The following is a 14210-nucleotide window of genomic DNA, read 5'->3' on the forward strand; positions in this document are numbered from 1 at the left end:
GTCCGTCCCCGATACCCGAGCCGCGGTCCATTCGCCCGGCGAAGAGCGGGGGGTATACCAAGCGCCGCCCGCCCGCAACGCGGATGCCACCGCCGCTACGCCGGAGCGCCGAGGCCCGCCCCTGCGCTGTCGGGCACGGCCTCGATGACGACGAAGGCCTGCGCCATCGGCGGATCGTCGGTGAGGGAGACGTGGATGCGGGCGACGTGGCCTGCGGGCATCATCGCGGCAAGCCGCGTCAGCGCGCCGCCGGAAAGGCGCAGGGTCGGGCGGCCGCCGGGCATGTTCACCACCTCCATGTCGCGCCAGAACACGCCCTCGCTCATGCCCGTGCCCAGGGCCTTGGCGCAGGCCTCCTTGGCGGCGAAGCGGCGGGCGTAGGAGGGGCCGCGGGCGGCCCGCGCATCCGACTTGCGCCGCTCCCCCTCCGTGAAGATGCGCTGCGTGAATCGGTCGCCGTAGCGGTCGAGCGAACGCTCGATCCGGCGGATGTCGCACAGGTCCGATCCGATCCCGACGATCATGTCCGCGCTGCCGCCATCGCCGCGCGCATGTCGGAGACCGCCCGGGCGAGGCCCAAGAAGATCGCCTCGCCGATCAGGGCGTGGCCGATGTTGAGCTCGGCGATCTGCGGCAGGCGGGCCACCGGCGCAACGCTGTCGAGGGCGAGCCCGTGGCCGGCATGGACCTCGAGGCCGAGACCCGCGCCGTATTCGGCCGCCCGCGCGATGCGGGCGAGTTCGCGGGCCGTGCCGGCGGCATCGCCCTCGGCCACCGCCTCGCAGTAGCGCCCGGTGTGCAGTTCGACCACCGGCGCTTCGAGGCGGCGGGCCATGTCCATCACCGCCTCCTCGGGCTCGACGAACAGCGAGACGCGGATGCCGGCCTCCGACAGGGCGCCGATGCGGGGCGCCAGATGCGCGCGGGTGCCGACGATGTCGAGGCCGCCCTCGGTGGTGCGCTCCTCGCGCTTCTCCGGCACGAGGCAGGCGGCGTGCGGCCTCAGGCGCAGGGCGATGGCCACCATCTCGTCGGTGGCGGCCATCTCGAAGTTGAGGGGGACGCTCAAGACCCGCATCAGCGTCTCCACGTCGGCGTCGCGGATGTGGCGGCGATCCTCGCGCAGGTGGGCGGTGATGCCGTCCGCGCCCGCCTCGACGGCGGCGAGGGCCGCCCGGATCGGATCGGGATGGTGGCCGCCGCGCGCGTTGCGCACGGTGGCCACGTGGTCGATGTTCACGCCGAGACGCAAGGGAGGGCTGGGCATCGTCGCTGGGGCTCCGGACACGGGAGCGGCGTTCCGACTGGTAAAGCCCGGATGCCGCCACCATTAGATAGGGGCGCCGGGCGTCGGCGGGATAGGGGGAACGGCGGATGGGACTTCTCGACGGCCTGCTCGGGCACGGCAGCGACCTCACGGCGGGCGAGATCGACCGGCAGCTCGACGGCGTGCTCACCGACGGCGAGACCGTGAGCATCGCGTTCAAGCTGATCCGCGACCTCATCGTGTTCACCGACCGCCGCCTGATCCTGGTGGACAAGCAGGGCATCACCGGCCGCAAGGTCTCGTTCCTCACGGTGCCCTACCGGGCGATCACCTCGTTCTCGGTGGAGACCGCCGGCAGCTTCGACATGGATTCGGAACTCAAGGTGTGGGTCTCGGGGCGGGTCGACCCGATCCAGAAGACGCTCAAGCGCGGCGCCAACGTCATGGCGATCCAGAAGGCGATCGCCTCGTCGATCCGCTGAGGCGGGAGACGCCGCCCGTCATCCGCGACGACGGGTGGCGGCGACCGCGGGGAAACCCGTGCTCTACTCGCAGACGCGCACGCGGCGCACGACGCTGTAGCCGTCCGCGTCGATGAAGCGGCGCTTGGCGATGTAGCAGTAGTCCTCGTCCTCCACGGCGACGTAGGCGGGTGCGGCGGAGGTGGCGAGCGCACCGAGCACGACGGTGCCGGCGATGCCCGCGGCCACCGCGCCCGGCCAGTAGCCGGTCTTGACCTTGTAGCCCGCGGCCTGGCCGGGGGCGGACGACGCGATCAGCGATGCGCCCAGAACGGCGGCGGTGGCGACGACGATGGCGGCCCGACGAACGATACCCTGCATGACACCCTCCTCAAGACTGGTCCGGATCCATTCGCGTCCGGCCATGATCAGACGTTGCGGCAAGAAAAATCAGTCTTCGGTGCGCGATAGCACGACGATTTCTTCATGAGTCCGTGCAGGACGAGGTTTGACCCGAAGGCGCGTGTCGCAACGCACGATCCCGTCGTCCGGCGATGGTGGTCGCCTTTCTTCGATCCCGAGGACCGCGAACGGTTCGTCACGCCTTCAGGGTGAGGAACCGCGTCGGGGCGACGTTGCGCAGGTTCGGGTGATGGCCCGACAGGCGGGGCGAGACCAGCGCCTTGGCGCGGGTGTGCATCACCGGGATCCAGGGCAGGTCGTCGAGCAGGATGGCCTCGGCCCGCACCAGGATCTCGGCACGCCGGGCCAGGTCGCGCTCGGCCGCCGCCTGCCGCATCAGGTCGTCGAAGGCCGGGTTGGCGTAGCGTCCGCAGTTGAAGCCGAGGTTGTCCGCCTGCAGCAGGAACAGGAAGTTCTGCGGGTCCGAGTAATCGGCGATCCACGACATCCGCGCCACGTCGAAGTCGCCGCCGTCGCGCAGGTGGGCGAAATGGGTCTTGGCGTCGGTGTAGACGAACCGGGTCTCGACCCCGATGGTCCGCCACATGTCGGCGATGGCGATGGCGGTGTTACGGTTGTTGTCGGTGGTGTTGAAACGGTATTCGACGCGCAGGGGCCGCTCGGGGCCGAACCCGGCGCCGGCCAGGAGCGCGCGGGCCTCGTCCTCGCGGTCGATGGGCAGGGCGTCGCGACCGGGGAGCTGCGGCGGCGGCCTCGCGTTGTCGAGGCCGGGCGGGCACAGCGAATAGGCCGGGGCCATGGTCCGGCCCCAGACGACCTCGCTCAGGAACTCGCGGTCGATGACCAGCGACAGGGCCCGGCGTACCCGCACGTCGTCGAAGGGCGCCTTGCGGCCGTTGAACGCCAGGGCATAGAGGCCGAGCGCCGGGCCGAGCACGACCTGGTTCCCGAAGCGACGCTCCAGGGAAGCGATCTGGTCGCCGGGCAGGTCGGCCAGCGAATCGATCTCGCCGGCCGCATAGCGGCGCACGGCGCTGGCGAGGTCCGGGGTCGGCACGAAGGCGACGGCGGGAATCGCCACGGTGGCGGCGGCGTGGTGGTGCGGGTTGCGCACCAGGGTGATGCGGTCGTTGGGCACGACCTCGGACAGGCGGTAGGCACCGTTCGAGACGAGGTTGCCGGGCTTGGTGAAGGCATTCCCGAACCGCAGGACGGAGGGAGGATGCACCGGCAGGGCGGTCTGGTGGGTCAGGAGTTCGAGGACATACGGGGTCGGCCGTTCCAGGGTCACCACGAGGGTGCGTTCGTCGGGGGCGCCGACGCCGAGCGCCTCGGGCGGGGCGCTGCCGTCGTTGACCGCGCCGGCGTTGCGGATCGGCGCCAGGACCTCGGCGTATTTGGCGGCGGTGGCCGGGGCCATGATCCGGCGCAGCGCGAAGACGAAGTCGCCCGCGGTCACGGCGTCGCCGTTCGACCAGCGCCCGTCCTCACGCAGGATGAAGGTGTAGGTGAGGCCGTCCGGGGAGACGCTCCAGCGGGTGGCCGCGCCCGGAACGATGGCGCCGTAATTGTCGTAGGTGAGCAGCCCGTCGAACAGGTCGCGCAGGATGTGGGCTTCCGCCACCGTCGAGGAGCGATGCGGGTCGAGGGTCTCGGGGTCCGCGTCGTTGCCGCGCCGGTAGAGCGCGGTCGCCGCGGCCGCTCCCTGCCCGAGCACGGCTCCGGCCAGCAGGGCGCCGCCCCCCGTCAGGCAGTGGCGGCGGTGGAGCGGCATCCGGCCGGCTGCGTCAGGCGCCGGTCTGGGCCGAAAAGCCCGCCGCCTCGATGCCGGCCAGCGCGCAGACCTCGTCGTTGTCGGAGGTGTCGCCCGAGATGCCGACCGCACCCACGAGCACGTCGCCCTGGCGGATCAGCACGCCGCCCGGCACCGGCACCATCGCGGCCGGGCCGACGAGGTGGCTGACGGCGGCCACGAAATACGCCTGTTCCTCGGCGCGCTTGGCGATGGCGCGTCCACCGAGCCCGAGCGCCAGGCAGCCGTTGGCCTTGCCCATGGCGATCTCGGCCCGGCGCAGGGATGTGCCGTCCTCGGCGGCAAACGCCTTGAGCGCCCCGCGGGCGTCGTAGACCGCCACGGCCAGGGGCTTGAGGCCGCGCTCGCGGGCGGTGGCGAGGGCGGTGGCGACGATGGCCTGGGCGGCGGCGAGGGTGAGGTCGGTCATGGGGACTCCGGTGCCGACCGCCGGTCACGCGGCGGTCGCGCCGAGGAATAGTACGGCCGGGGGGCGGGAGCCAGCGGCCCTCAGCCGCCGAGTCCGGCCAGGAAGGCGTCGTAGCGCGCGGTCACGTCGGCGAGCCGCTCGAAGTGCGGAAACGCGCCGGTGGGCAGCACGGCCACCGTCCAGTTCGGCTTGGCCCGCACGTCGTCGACGTGGCGGTAGTCGACGAAGTCGCCCCGGGTGCCGTGGACCATCCAGACCGGCCGCTCGAGGCGGGCGTAGACCCGGGTGATGTCGGCGGGAAACAGGTGGCCGGACAGGAACGAGAACGGGGCGTGCTCGGCGCCGGGCTGGTGGGCCGAGGCCTGGTCGTATGCGAACAGGCCCTCGTCGATCTCGGCCGACCCCCAGGTCTTCTCCAGGAAGAAGCGCATGCTCGGCCGGCTCACGAGGAGGTCGTAGAGGGGGCGGCCCCAGAGCGGCTGCGCGACGATCGACCGGGCGGTGTCGCTGCCGCGGGTGGATTGGTCCGGCCCCGAGCCCGAGAGCCGCGCGTCGAAGCCGGTCGGGCTCACCAGGCCGAGGCTGCGGTAGTCCTGCGGGCGCTCGACGGCGGCGCGGGCGAGGTATTCGGCCGAAAGCGACAGCGCCACGGCGTCGACCGCACCCCCGCCGTGGCGGGCGCGGATCGCCTCGACCATGGCATGGATCGCATCGGTCATCAGCCTTGGCGTGTAGGTGCGGTCGCTGCGCTCCGAGAACCCGAACCCCGGCAGGTCGATCGCGTAGACCGGCCGGCGCGTCCGGTAGTGCATGTAGAGCGGCCGGACCTCGTAGGCGTTGGCCGCGGCGTTGATCGAGTGGACCAGGAGGAGCGGCACGCCCGCCGTCTCGTCGGTGCGGTAGTAGCTCAGGCGGCCGGCGGGGCTGTCGATCTCGTCGCGCGGACCCGGCAGGGCCGGCGGCAGCGCCACGGCACGGTCGAGCGCGAGGTGGCTGTAGGCGATCCATCCGCCGGCCGCGACCAGGGGGGCGAGGGCGAGCCCGATACCGAGGCGTCGCTTCGACAGGGTCCGGCGGCGTGGTGTCGTCATGGTGTCGTCCCGGAGGAATGGTCAGCACCGGCAACGTGGGTGGGGGCGGAATGTTGCCGCGCAGCCCCTGCGGGACGATCGCCACTGGAGTGTGCGGCGCGGCTCTCCTCCGCTTGCGGGGATCAGTTGGAGGTGGGGGTGGCGGGGTGAGCCCGTATCGCGCCAGGCGCAACCGACCCCTGCCGATCGCCGCAACGGGGAGGGGATCGCGTTCGGCTCGAACACGCCGACGGCACGAGCCGGCGAGCCATCACCCCTCGCCTTCGATCTCCGCGCTCAGGCCGAGCCATTCCTCTTCCGCGGCTTCGAGGGCCACCGCGGCATCAGACCTCATCTTCATCAGTTCCGCCGCCTTGGCGGGATTGGCCTGGAAGGCCGAGCCGTCGGAGAGGGCCGCGTCGATCTTGGCCATCGCGTCGGAGAGCTTCGTCATCCGCGCCTCGACGCCGTCGAGCTTCTTGCGCAGGGGAGCGAGCGCGCTGCGGCGTTCGGCGTTGGAGCGGCGCTCCTGCGCCTTGGCGCCGCCGGCCGGTTCGGCGGCGGCCTTGTCGGCCTCGCGCTCGGGGCCGGAGAGGACGAAGCGTCGGTAGTCGTCCATGTCGCCGTCGAAGGCCTTCACGCTGCCGTCGGCCACGAGCCAGAGCCGGTCGGCGCAGGCCTCCACCAGGAAGCGGTCGTGGCTCACCAGGATGACCGCGCCCTCGTAGTCGTTGATCGCCGCCACCAGGGCCTGGCGGCTCTCGATGTCGAGGTGGTTGGTGGGCTCGTCGAGGATGAGGAGGTGCGGACCGTTGAAGGCGGCCAGCCCCATCAGGAGCCGGGCCTTCTCGCCGCCCGAGAGCTGCGACACCGGCGTCTCGGACTTGGGTCCCGAGAAGCCGAGGCGGGCGGCCGCGGCGCGGGCCTTGGCTTCGGGCACGTCCGGCATCAGGTCGCGGACATGGGCGTAGGCGCTCTCGGCCGGGCGCAGCTCGTCGAGCTGGTGCTGGGCGAAATAGGCGACCTCCATCTTCGAGGACCGCTTCATCTCGCCGCTCAAGGGAGCCATGCGCCCGCCGATGAGCTTGCAGAAGGTCGACTTGCCGTTGCCGTTGGCGCCGAGCAGGGCGACCCGGTCGTCGGGGGCCAGCGACATGTTGAGGCCCGAGAGCACGATGCGGTCGGCGTAGCCCGCCTGCACCCGCTCCATCGCGACGATGGGGGGCGAGAGCGGCCGCTCCGGGCTCGGCAGGCGGAAGACGGGCACGTCGTCCTCGATCACCGAGGCGATGATCTCCATCTTGGCGAGGCGCTTGACGCGGGACTGGGCCTGGCGGGCCTTGGTCGCCTTGGCCTTGAAGCGGTCGACGAAGCTCTGGAGATGGGCGCGCTCGGCGTCCTGCTTCACCTTGGCCTTGGCCTGCAGCACCCTCTTCTCGGCCACCTGCCGCGCGAAGGAGGTGTAGCCGCCGCGGTAGATGGCGAGCTTGCCGCGGTCGAGGTGGAGGATGTGGTCGACGCACTCGTCGAGCAGATCGCGGTCGTGGCTGATGATGACGGCGGTGCGCGGATAGCGCTCCAGGTAGTCGTAGAGCCAGATCGTGCCCTCGATGTCGAGGTAGTTGGTCGGCTCGTCGAGTAGCAGCAGGTCGGGCTCGGAGAACAGCACCGCGGCCAGCGCCACGCGCATCCGCCAGCCGCCGGAGAAATCCGCGCACGGCCGGCCCTGCGCGACGGCGTCGAAGCCGAGGCCGTGCAGGATGGCGGCGGCGCGGGCGGGGGCCGAATGCGCCTCGATGTCCACGAGGCGGGTCTCGATCTCGGCGCGGCGCAGGCCGTCGGCGTGCTCGGCCTCCGCCATCAGGCGGGTGCGCTCGGTATCGGCCGCGAGGACGACGGAATGGAGCGTCTCGGGCCCGGCCGGCGCCTCCTGGGCCACGGCGCCGATGCGCATGCCCTTGGGCATCGAGACGGTGCCGCCCTCGGTGGGCAGTTCTCCCAGGATCGCCCTGAACAGGGTGGTTTTGCCGGCGCCGTTGCGGCCCACGAGCCCGACGCGAGCCCGGTCGGGGATCGAGAAGGTGGCGCCGTCGAGGATCAGGCGCTCGCCGATGCGATAGGTGAGGTCGTTGACGCGCAGCATGGCGCGCTTGTGCGGTGGCGGCCCGTGCGAGGCAAGCCCGCCGAAGTTCGAGACCCCCGGCAGGATCGTGCACCCGGCCCGGTGGGCCCCGCAGCGCGCGGGACCCCTCCGGACCGGATCGATTCGCTCTAGGGACAGGCGTGACGCAGGCCGTCGTTGCCGAGATAGGTGCCGGAGGCCCGGTCGTAGGAGCGGAAACGCTGGACGCAATAGGCGACCGTATTGCGCGGATCCTCGGATTGCACCTCGTAGACCGGTTGCACCCCGTACCCGTAGCCCGGCTGGACCTGATAGCCGTATCCGTAACCGGGCTGCGCCCCGTAGCCGTAGCCGTATCCCGGCTGTCCACCGTAGCCGTAGTAGCCGCCGCCCGACTGGCTGGCGATCGCTCCGCCGAGCAATGCACCCGCGGCGAGACCGCCGATCACGGCGCCGCCGCCGATCCCGCCACGGCGATAGCCGCCACCGCCGAAGCCGCGTCCCGCGAAGCCGCGTCCGCCCGCGAATCCGCGTCCTCCTCCAAAGCCGCGTCCGCCTGCGAAGCCGCGTCCTCCGCCGAAGCCCCGGCCACCGCCGATCCCGCCGCCGGCAAAGCCGCCGCGTCCACCGCGAAACTGCATGTATCCGGTCGGCGCGCCGCCCCGCTGCAGGGCGCCTAACGTCGGCCGTCCGGAGACTTCGGCCGCCGATGCGGGCGCGGGTGCGGTCAGGAGCATGGCGGAGGCAAGACCTCCCGCGATGAGCGACGGCAGAATAACCTTGACCATGGCGAATTCCATTTCTCGAAAAGTGGCCCGGAGCAGGGATCTACTTTTGGGGCGATGGAACTCAACGCGCTCGGCCGGCCGGTGTTCATCGCCTCATCGCGGAAAGATCGACACGGGCGCGGCGGTGCGGGTCGGTCCGGTCCAGGGGCCCGTCGCGTCGTCCCGACGGCATCCACCTCTATCCGCCGGCCCGGTGCCCATCCGGCTTGACCCGCCCGGGCGAGGGCTTAACGATCGGTCCGGCAACGGAAGGTGGACGACGTGAGTGCAGGGCGGCTGACCGGGATCCCGTTCTTCAAGGAGCCGGGGATCGAACTGTCGGCCTACGAGACCCGTTGTCATTGGCGCAAGTTCGACGAGAACGAGGTTCTGGTCGACTACGACGATGTCTCCACCGACGTCTATTTCATCATCGCCGGCGAGGTGCGAATCCTCAACCGGTCGCAGTCCGGCAAGGAAGTCATCCTCGGCGAGATGCGCGGCGGTGCCTTCTTCGGCGAGTTGGCCGCGCTCGACGGCATCGGCCGCTCGGCCAACGTCACCGCGCTCACCCGCGGCGAGGTCTGCGTGGTCCCGGCCCCGGTCTTCCGGCAGATGGTGTTCGCCTCCGAGCCGATCGCCGACCGCCTGTTCCGGCTGCTGGCCAAGCGCGTGCGCGAACTGAACACCCGGCTGATGGAGCACGCGCTCCTCGACCTGCGCCACCGCCTCTATGCCGAATTGCTACGCCTTTCGGTGCCGCGCGCGGGCAGCGACGGCGCCCGCGTGGTCACGCCGCCGCCCTACCATCACGTGCTCGCCGCCCGCATCGGCTGCCGTCGCGAGCAGGTGACCCGCGAGTTCACGGTCATGGCCGCCGACGGGCTCATCGACCGCACCCGCGGCGCCCTGGTGATCCGCAGGCCCGACCTGCTGGAGGCCCGCGTCGCCGAGGCGTTGCGCGAGGATTCTTGATCGGCCGGGGCCCGTGACCGTGCCGACCCCGCCCCTGTTGCGCATCGCCGGCCTGACGAAGCGGTTCGGCGCCTTCACGGCGGTGGACGACGTCTCCCTCGATCTGGCGCCCGGCGAGTTCGTGTGCCTGCTCGGCCCCTCGGGCTGCGGCAAGAGCACGTTGCTGCGCCTCGTCGCCGGCTTCGAGGCGCCGACCTCCGGCACGATCCACCTGGGCGCAGACGACCTTGCCGCCCTGCCGGCGCACCGGCGGCCGGTGAACATGATGTTCCAGTCCTATGCCCTGTTTCCCCACCTCAGCGTCGGCCGCAACGTCGGCTACGGGCTGAAAGGCCTCGGGCTCGGGCGCGGGGCCGTCGCCGAGCGGATCGCCACGCTCCTGCGCCTCGTGCGCCTCGAAGGCTTCGAGGCGCGCCTGCCCGAGACCCTCTCGGGCGGCCAGCGCCAGCGGGTGGCCCTGGCCCGTGCGCTCGCCCGCGAACCCAGGGTGCTGCTCCTCGACGAGCCCCTCGGCGCCCTCGACCGCGCCTTGCGCGAGGAGACGCAAGGGGAGTTGCGCGCGCTGCAGCGCCGCCTCGGCACGAGTTTCGTCGTCGTCACCCACGACGCCGGCGAGGCCATGACCATGGCCGACCGCATCGGGGTGATGCGTGGCGGCCGCCTCGTGCAGATCGGGACGCCGGCGGACCTCTACGAACGGCCGGCGGACCGCTTCGTCGCCGCGCTTCTGGGCGACGTGAACCTCGTCGACGGGCGCATCGCCGGCAGGGGGGACGGCGCTCACCGCGTCGAGGCCGGCTTCGGGCCCGTCGACGTCGCGGCCTCTGACCGGGCCTGGGCGGAGGGCGAGGCCGTCGTCGTGGCCCTTCGTCCGGAGCGGATCGATCTGTCCCGGATCGATCTGTCCCGGATCGATCTGTCCCGGATCGATCTGTCCCGGATCGATCTGTCCCAAGCCGATCCGGCGACGCGCCTGTCCGGGACGGTGGCGGACCGGACCTACCTCGGCGACCGCATCCGCTACGGCGTGCGGCTGTCGGACGGCACCCTCATCCGCGTGATGCGCCCGGCGGCATCCGCGTTCGTCCCCGGGGACACGGTGGCCGTCGACATCGATCCGCGCGCCGCCGCGATATTGCCGCCATGACGCCGCGGCCGCGCCTCCTCCGGTTGCTGCCGGTGCTGCCGTTCCTGTGGCTCGGCGCGTTCTTCCTGCTGCCCGTCCTGATCACCCTCAAGATCAGCCTGTCGGAGCCGGCCACCGCGCAGCCGCCCTACCTGCCCGTGCTCGATTGGAGCACCGGACTCCAGGGCTGGGCCCACTTCCTCGAGGCCCTGGATTTCGCCAACTACGAGACCCTGGCCAACGACAGCCTCTACCGCGATGCCGCCCTGTCGTCGCTGTCCCTGGCGGCGGTGGCCACGCTGATCCTCGCCCTCGTCGGCACGCCCATCGCCCATGCCATGGCGCGTGCTCCGGCGAAGGTTCAGCCATTCCTCGTCGCCCTGGTGATCGTGCCGTTCTGGACGAGCTTCCTCATCCGCATCTACGCCTGGATCGCGATCCTGAAGCCCGAGGGGCTCCTGAGCGCCGGCCTCACGCGCCTCGGGCTCGTCGACCGCCCGCTGGAGATCCTGGGGACGCAGGCGGCGGTGCTGGTCGGGCTGACCTATGCCTACCTGCCGTTCCTGGTGCTGCCGCTCTACGCGGTGATGGCCAAGGCCGATCCGCGCCTACGGGAGGCCGCCGCCGATCTCGGGGCCTCGCCGACGCGGGTGTTCTGGACGGTGACGCTGCCGCTCGCCCGGCACGGGCTCGTGGCCGGGGCACTTCTGTGCTTCATCCCGATGGTGGGCGAGTTCATCGTCCCCGACCTGCTGGGCGGGTCGGACACGCTCATGCTCGGGCGGGTCCTGTGGAGCGAGTTCTTCTCCAACCGCGACTGGCCGCTGGCCTCGGCGGTGGCGATCCTGCTCCTCGTCATCGTGGTCGGCCCCATCGTCGTGTTTCGCGAGGCGGAGACCCGGCGCGGCGAGGCGGCGCGATGAGCGCCGTCGCCAAAGGCGCGTTGATCCTGGGCTTCGCCTTCCTCTACGCGCCCATCGCGGTGCTGGTGGTCTATTCCTTCAACGCCTCGGCATTGGTGACCGTGTGGGGCGGGTTCTCGACGCGGTGGTACGGGGTCCTCCTGTCCGACGGGCCGCTCCTGGCGGCCGCCCTGGTGTCCCTGCGCGTGGCGCTCGCCTCCGCCCTGATCGCGACCGTCATGGGCACCCTGGCCGCCCTCGCCCTGACGCGCAGCGGCCGCTTCCCCGGCCGCGCGCTCTTCACCGGCCTCGTCCATGCCCCGATGGTGATGCCGGAGGTGATCGCGGGTCTGGCGCTGCTGCTCCTCTTCGTCGGGCTCGGGCTCGACCGGGGCATCGCCACCATCGTCATCGCCCATGCGACCCTCGCCACCGGCTTCGTCGCGGTCGTGGTCGGGGCCCGGCTGAAGGGCCTCGATCCGTCCCTGGAGGAGGCGGCGCGGGATCTCGGCGCCGGTCCGGTCAGGGTGTTCCTCACGGTGACGCTGCCGCTGGCGGCACCGGCCCTGGCGGCAGGCTTCCTCCTCGCCTTCACGCTGTCGCTGGACGACCTCGTCGTGGCGAGCTTCGTCTCGGGACCGGGCGCGACGACCCTGCCGATGAGGCTCTACAGCCAGATCCGCCTCGGGGTGAACCCGGAGATCAACGCGGCCTCGACGCTGCTGATCGGGGTGGTGACGGTGGTCGCGCTCACCGCCAGCCGGCTGATGGGACGCGATGCCCGTCCCGGTCAGGGCGCATAGGAGCGGGCGGTGGCCGGAAGGGCGGCCTTGGCAGGAAGCCGCAGCAGGTCGGGCTTCATGACCGCCAGCCCGCGCGGGCCGGCCTCGGACGCATCGGCGAGCAGCGCGCGCACGACGATCGCGTCCCAGGGGCCGGTGATCCCGAACTGCCGGAGTGGAACCTCGGTCTCGGCCGGCGACAGCCCTGCCCGGATGTCGAGGTGGCGCCGGTCGAGCGAGATCGTCCCGGCGAGGGAGGCGGCGACGGTCGGGGCGGCCAGCCGGCCCTGCGTGACGGTGCCCTGTCCGTCCTTGAAGCGCAGGGTGACGGCGGCGCTGGAGAAATCGGTGCGCCCGATCCGCTGCTGCGGCGATCCGGCCGCCGCGTCCGCCGGGCGCTGCAGGAGGGCGCCGAGATCGAGCCCGCTGATCGCCCCGCCCTCGACGGCGAGGCCCGCGCGGCCGTTGGCATTGGCCACGAGGTCGCCCATCGTCGCCGCGCGGCTGTCCATGGCGAAGCTGCCCTTGGCGGGGCCGACGAGCCACCGCTCCTCGCCGAAGGCGGTGAGGAGCGCGCCGAGATCGACCCCCTCGAACGCGCCCTGGGCCTTCACCTCCGTGCCCCGGTCTTCCCCCGGATCGCCGAGCACGACGCGGCCCTTGAGCGTGCCACCCTGGAGATTGGCGCGCCCGAGCGACGCCTCGACGTTGCCGGAGCGGACGATGAGACCGGCGGCGACGTCCTCCACCAGGAGCGGCCCGACCCGCGTCTCGGCGGCCGAGAGCCTCAGGTCGAGGTCGCCCATCGTCGCCGCAGCCAGCGACAGGGAGCGCCCCGTCCACTCCGGGGCGGGCCGGGCATCGCCCTCGATGCCGAAGGCGGTGGCGAGGTCGCGCACCAGCGGCGCGATGTTGAGGGTCTCGGCGGCGAGGGTCGCCTGGATCGCGGGACGCCCCCCGGCGAGCGCGAGCGACCCGGCGCCCTCGAGGCGGTTTCCACCCATCTCCACCCGCAGGCGCGGCAGGATCAGCGTTCCGGCTTCGGTGGTGAAATCGCTCTCGACGACCAACGCATCGAGGAGGGGAGCGAGGGCGACCGTGACGCCGCTCCAATCCAGCATTTCCGGCAGGGACTGGCTGGCGAGCCGCAGGTGGCCCGAGACGGCGTAACGCGCGCCCAGGACGACGCTTCCCTTCGCGTCGAAGGTGGCGGCGGGCCAGGACGCGGTCGCGGCAAAGCGGCTGACACGTCCATCGAGCAGGGCCGGCAGGTCGAGGCCCGACAGGCGCAGCTGGGCGTCCCGCTCCCGCCAGATGCCGCGGGCGACGATCTCGGCGCGGGTTCCCCAAAACGGCGAGGTGAGGCCCAAGGTCACGTCGCTCACCGTCTGGATCGCGCCGTCGCGTGGATCGCGCACCGTCACCGTGGCGCGGGTCAGGCCGAGCCGAAGGGGGCGGGACTCCGCCTCGCTGCCGAAACGCCGGACGATCCTCTCCATCGGACCGCGCCAGCGGTCGTCCGTCTCCGACAGGGGCAGGGTCACGGCGGCGCCGTCGAGGGAGACCGCGTCGAGGTCGACGCGCCCCATGGCCAGGGCGACGAGGCTGAGCTGGAGGCTCAACTGGCCGCCCTCGGCCAGGATCGCCCCGTCCGGACCGCCGGCGGTCAGGCGCGTGCCGGAGACGTTGAGGCGCGGAAACGGGAGGAGCGCGATCTCGGTAGGGCCGTCGGCCGTCAGCGCGATGCCGTAGGACCGCGCCAGATCGTCGGCGACCATCGCGAGCAGGCGAGGGGAGGTCACGCTCCAGGGCAGGCAGGCCGCGACCACACCGGCGCCGAGGGCTGCGACCGCAAGGACGCGCGCACCGGTCCCGGTCCGCGTGCGGACGGGCTCGGTAAGCTCTGGCGACGAGGGGCGCGGCGACATTTCGCTCCGGGAGGAGGGACGGTCCCAGGGGGTGTCCCGACGTCGGCCGCGACCGTGCGGACACGACCTTCCTTACCGGCTCGCACCCGCTTTGTCTCCACGCCGGTCCCGCCTGGGGGCGCCGGGCCGGGGAAAGCCCTGTCGAGTGCTGCCGGAGGGCCGTGT

General features: G+C 72.0%; 14 protein-coding genes. 5 read left to right on the plus strand and 9 right to left on the minus strand.

Annotated features, from left to right (window positions below; genetic code table 11):
• Window positions 1–95: 95 nt before the first annotated feature.
• Window positions 96–524: a holo-ACP synthase gene (gene acpS / locus ASG59_RS15500; RefSeq protein ID WP_056409877.1), complete on the minus strand. Its 429-nt coding sequence runs from the start codon at window positions 522–524 to the stop codon at window positions 96–98.
• On the minus strand, window positions 521–1267 hold the full coding sequence (locus tag ASG59_RS15505; protein ID WP_056409878.1) for a pyridoxine 5'-phosphate synthase: 747 nt from the start codon (window positions 1265–1267) through the stop codon (window positions 521–523). Before ASG59_RS15505 ends, acpS begins: the two co-directional genes overlap by 4 nt.
• Window positions 1268–1374: 107 nt before the next feature.
• Here ASG59_RS15505 and ASG59_RS15510 point away from each other — a divergent pair, with 107 nt between their 5' ends.
• Window positions 1375–1749 (plus strand): PH domain-containing protein, encoded by a 375-nt coding sequence (locus tag ASG59_RS15510; RefSeq protein WP_055878952.1) that lies wholly within the window; start codon window positions 1375–1377, stop codon window positions 1747–1749.
• Window positions 1750–1812: 63 nt separating this feature from the next.
• On the opposite strand, the gene ASG59_RS15515 is transcribed toward ASG59_RS15510, so the two are convergent.
• From ASG59_RS15515 to ASG59_RS15540, 6 genes are all read right to left on the minus strand, one after another.
• Window positions 1813–2109, minus strand: coding sequence for a hypothetical protein (locus ASG59_RS15515; RefSeq protein WP_056409881.1), 297 nt, complete (start codon window positions 2107–2109; stop codon window positions 1813–1815).
• 217 nt (window positions 2110–2326) lie between these two features.
• Window positions 2327–3925: a peptide ABC transporter substrate-binding protein gene (locus tag ASG59_RS15520; RefSeq protein WP_056409884.1), complete on the minus strand. Its 1599-nt coding sequence runs from the start codon at window positions 3923–3925 to the stop codon at window positions 2327–2329.
• A 13-nt stretch (window positions 3926–3938) separates the two neighbouring features.
• Complete coding sequence (locus ASG59_RS15525) at window positions 3939–4373, minus strand: heme-binding protein (protein WP_055878941.1); 435 nt, start codon at window positions 4371–4373, stop codon at window positions 3939–3941.
• An 80-nt stretch (window positions 4374–4453) separates the two neighbouring features.
• Window positions 4454–5464, minus strand: a complete 1011-nt coding sequence (locus tag ASG59_RS15530; protein ID WP_056409889.1) for an alpha/beta fold hydrolase — start codon at window positions 5462–5464, stop codon at window positions 4454–4456.
• 250 nt (window positions 5465–5714) lie between these two features.
• Window positions 5715–7586 carry an ABC-F family ATP-binding cassette domain-containing protein gene (locus tag ASG59_RS15535; RefSeq protein ID WP_056409892.1) on the minus strand — a complete coding sequence of 624 codons (1872 nt, stop codon included), beginning with the start codon at window positions 7584–7586 and terminating at the stop codon, window positions 5715–5717.
• A 128-nt stretch (window positions 7587–7714) separates the two neighbouring features.
• Window positions 7715–8353, minus strand: a complete 639-nt coding sequence (locus tag ASG59_RS15540) for a BA14K family protein (RefSeq protein WP_082528803.1) — start codon at window positions 8351–8353, stop codon at window positions 7715–7717.
• Window positions 8354–8614: 261 nt separating this feature from the next.
• On the opposite strand from ASG59_RS15540, the gene ASG59_RS15545 reads away from it, so the two are divergent.
• The 4 genes from ASG59_RS15545 to ASG59_RS15560 are packed head-to-tail and all read left to right on the plus strand — an operon-like array spanning window position 8615 to window position 12138.
• Complete coding sequence (locus ASG59_RS15545) at window positions 8615–9307, plus strand: Crp/Fnr family transcriptional regulator (RefSeq protein ID WP_055881017.1); 693 nt, start codon at window positions 8615–8617, stop codon at window positions 9305–9307.
• Between the two features lie 19 nt (window positions 9308–9326).
• Window positions 9327–10454, plus strand: a complete 1128-nt coding sequence (locus tag ASG59_RS15550; protein WP_082528804.1) for an ABC transporter ATP-binding protein — start codon at window positions 9327–9329, stop codon at window positions 10452–10454.
• On the plus strand, window positions 10451–11356 hold the full coding sequence (locus ASG59_RS15555) for an ABC transporter permease subunit (RefSeq protein ID WP_056409900.1): 906 nt from the start codon (window positions 10451–10453) through the stop codon (window positions 11354–11356). The genes ASG59_RS15550 and ASG59_RS15555 overlap by 4 nt, the downstream gene beginning before the upstream one ends.
• On the plus strand, window positions 11353–12138 hold the full coding sequence (locus ASG59_RS15560) for an ABC transporter permease subunit (protein WP_056409902.1): 786 nt from the start codon (window positions 11353–11355) through the stop codon (window positions 12136–12138). The genes ASG59_RS15555 and ASG59_RS15560 overlap by 4 nt, the downstream gene beginning before the upstream one ends.
• Here the strand turns inward: ASG59_RS15560 and ASG59_RS15565 are convergent.
• Window positions 12126–14045 (minus strand): AsmA-like C-terminal region-containing protein, encoded by a 1920-nt coding sequence (locus tag ASG59_RS15565; protein WP_210168512.1) that lies wholly within the window; start codon window positions 14043–14045, stop codon window positions 12126–12128. The genes ASG59_RS15560 and ASG59_RS15565 overlap by 13 nt on opposite strands.
• Window positions 14046–14210 lie beyond the last annotated feature (165 nt).

It is taken from the genome of Methylobacterium sp. Leaf466, assembly GCF_001425565.1.
Taxonomy (GTDB): domain Bacteria; phylum Pseudomonadota; class Alphaproteobacteria; order Rhizobiales; family Beijerinckiaceae; genus Methylobacterium.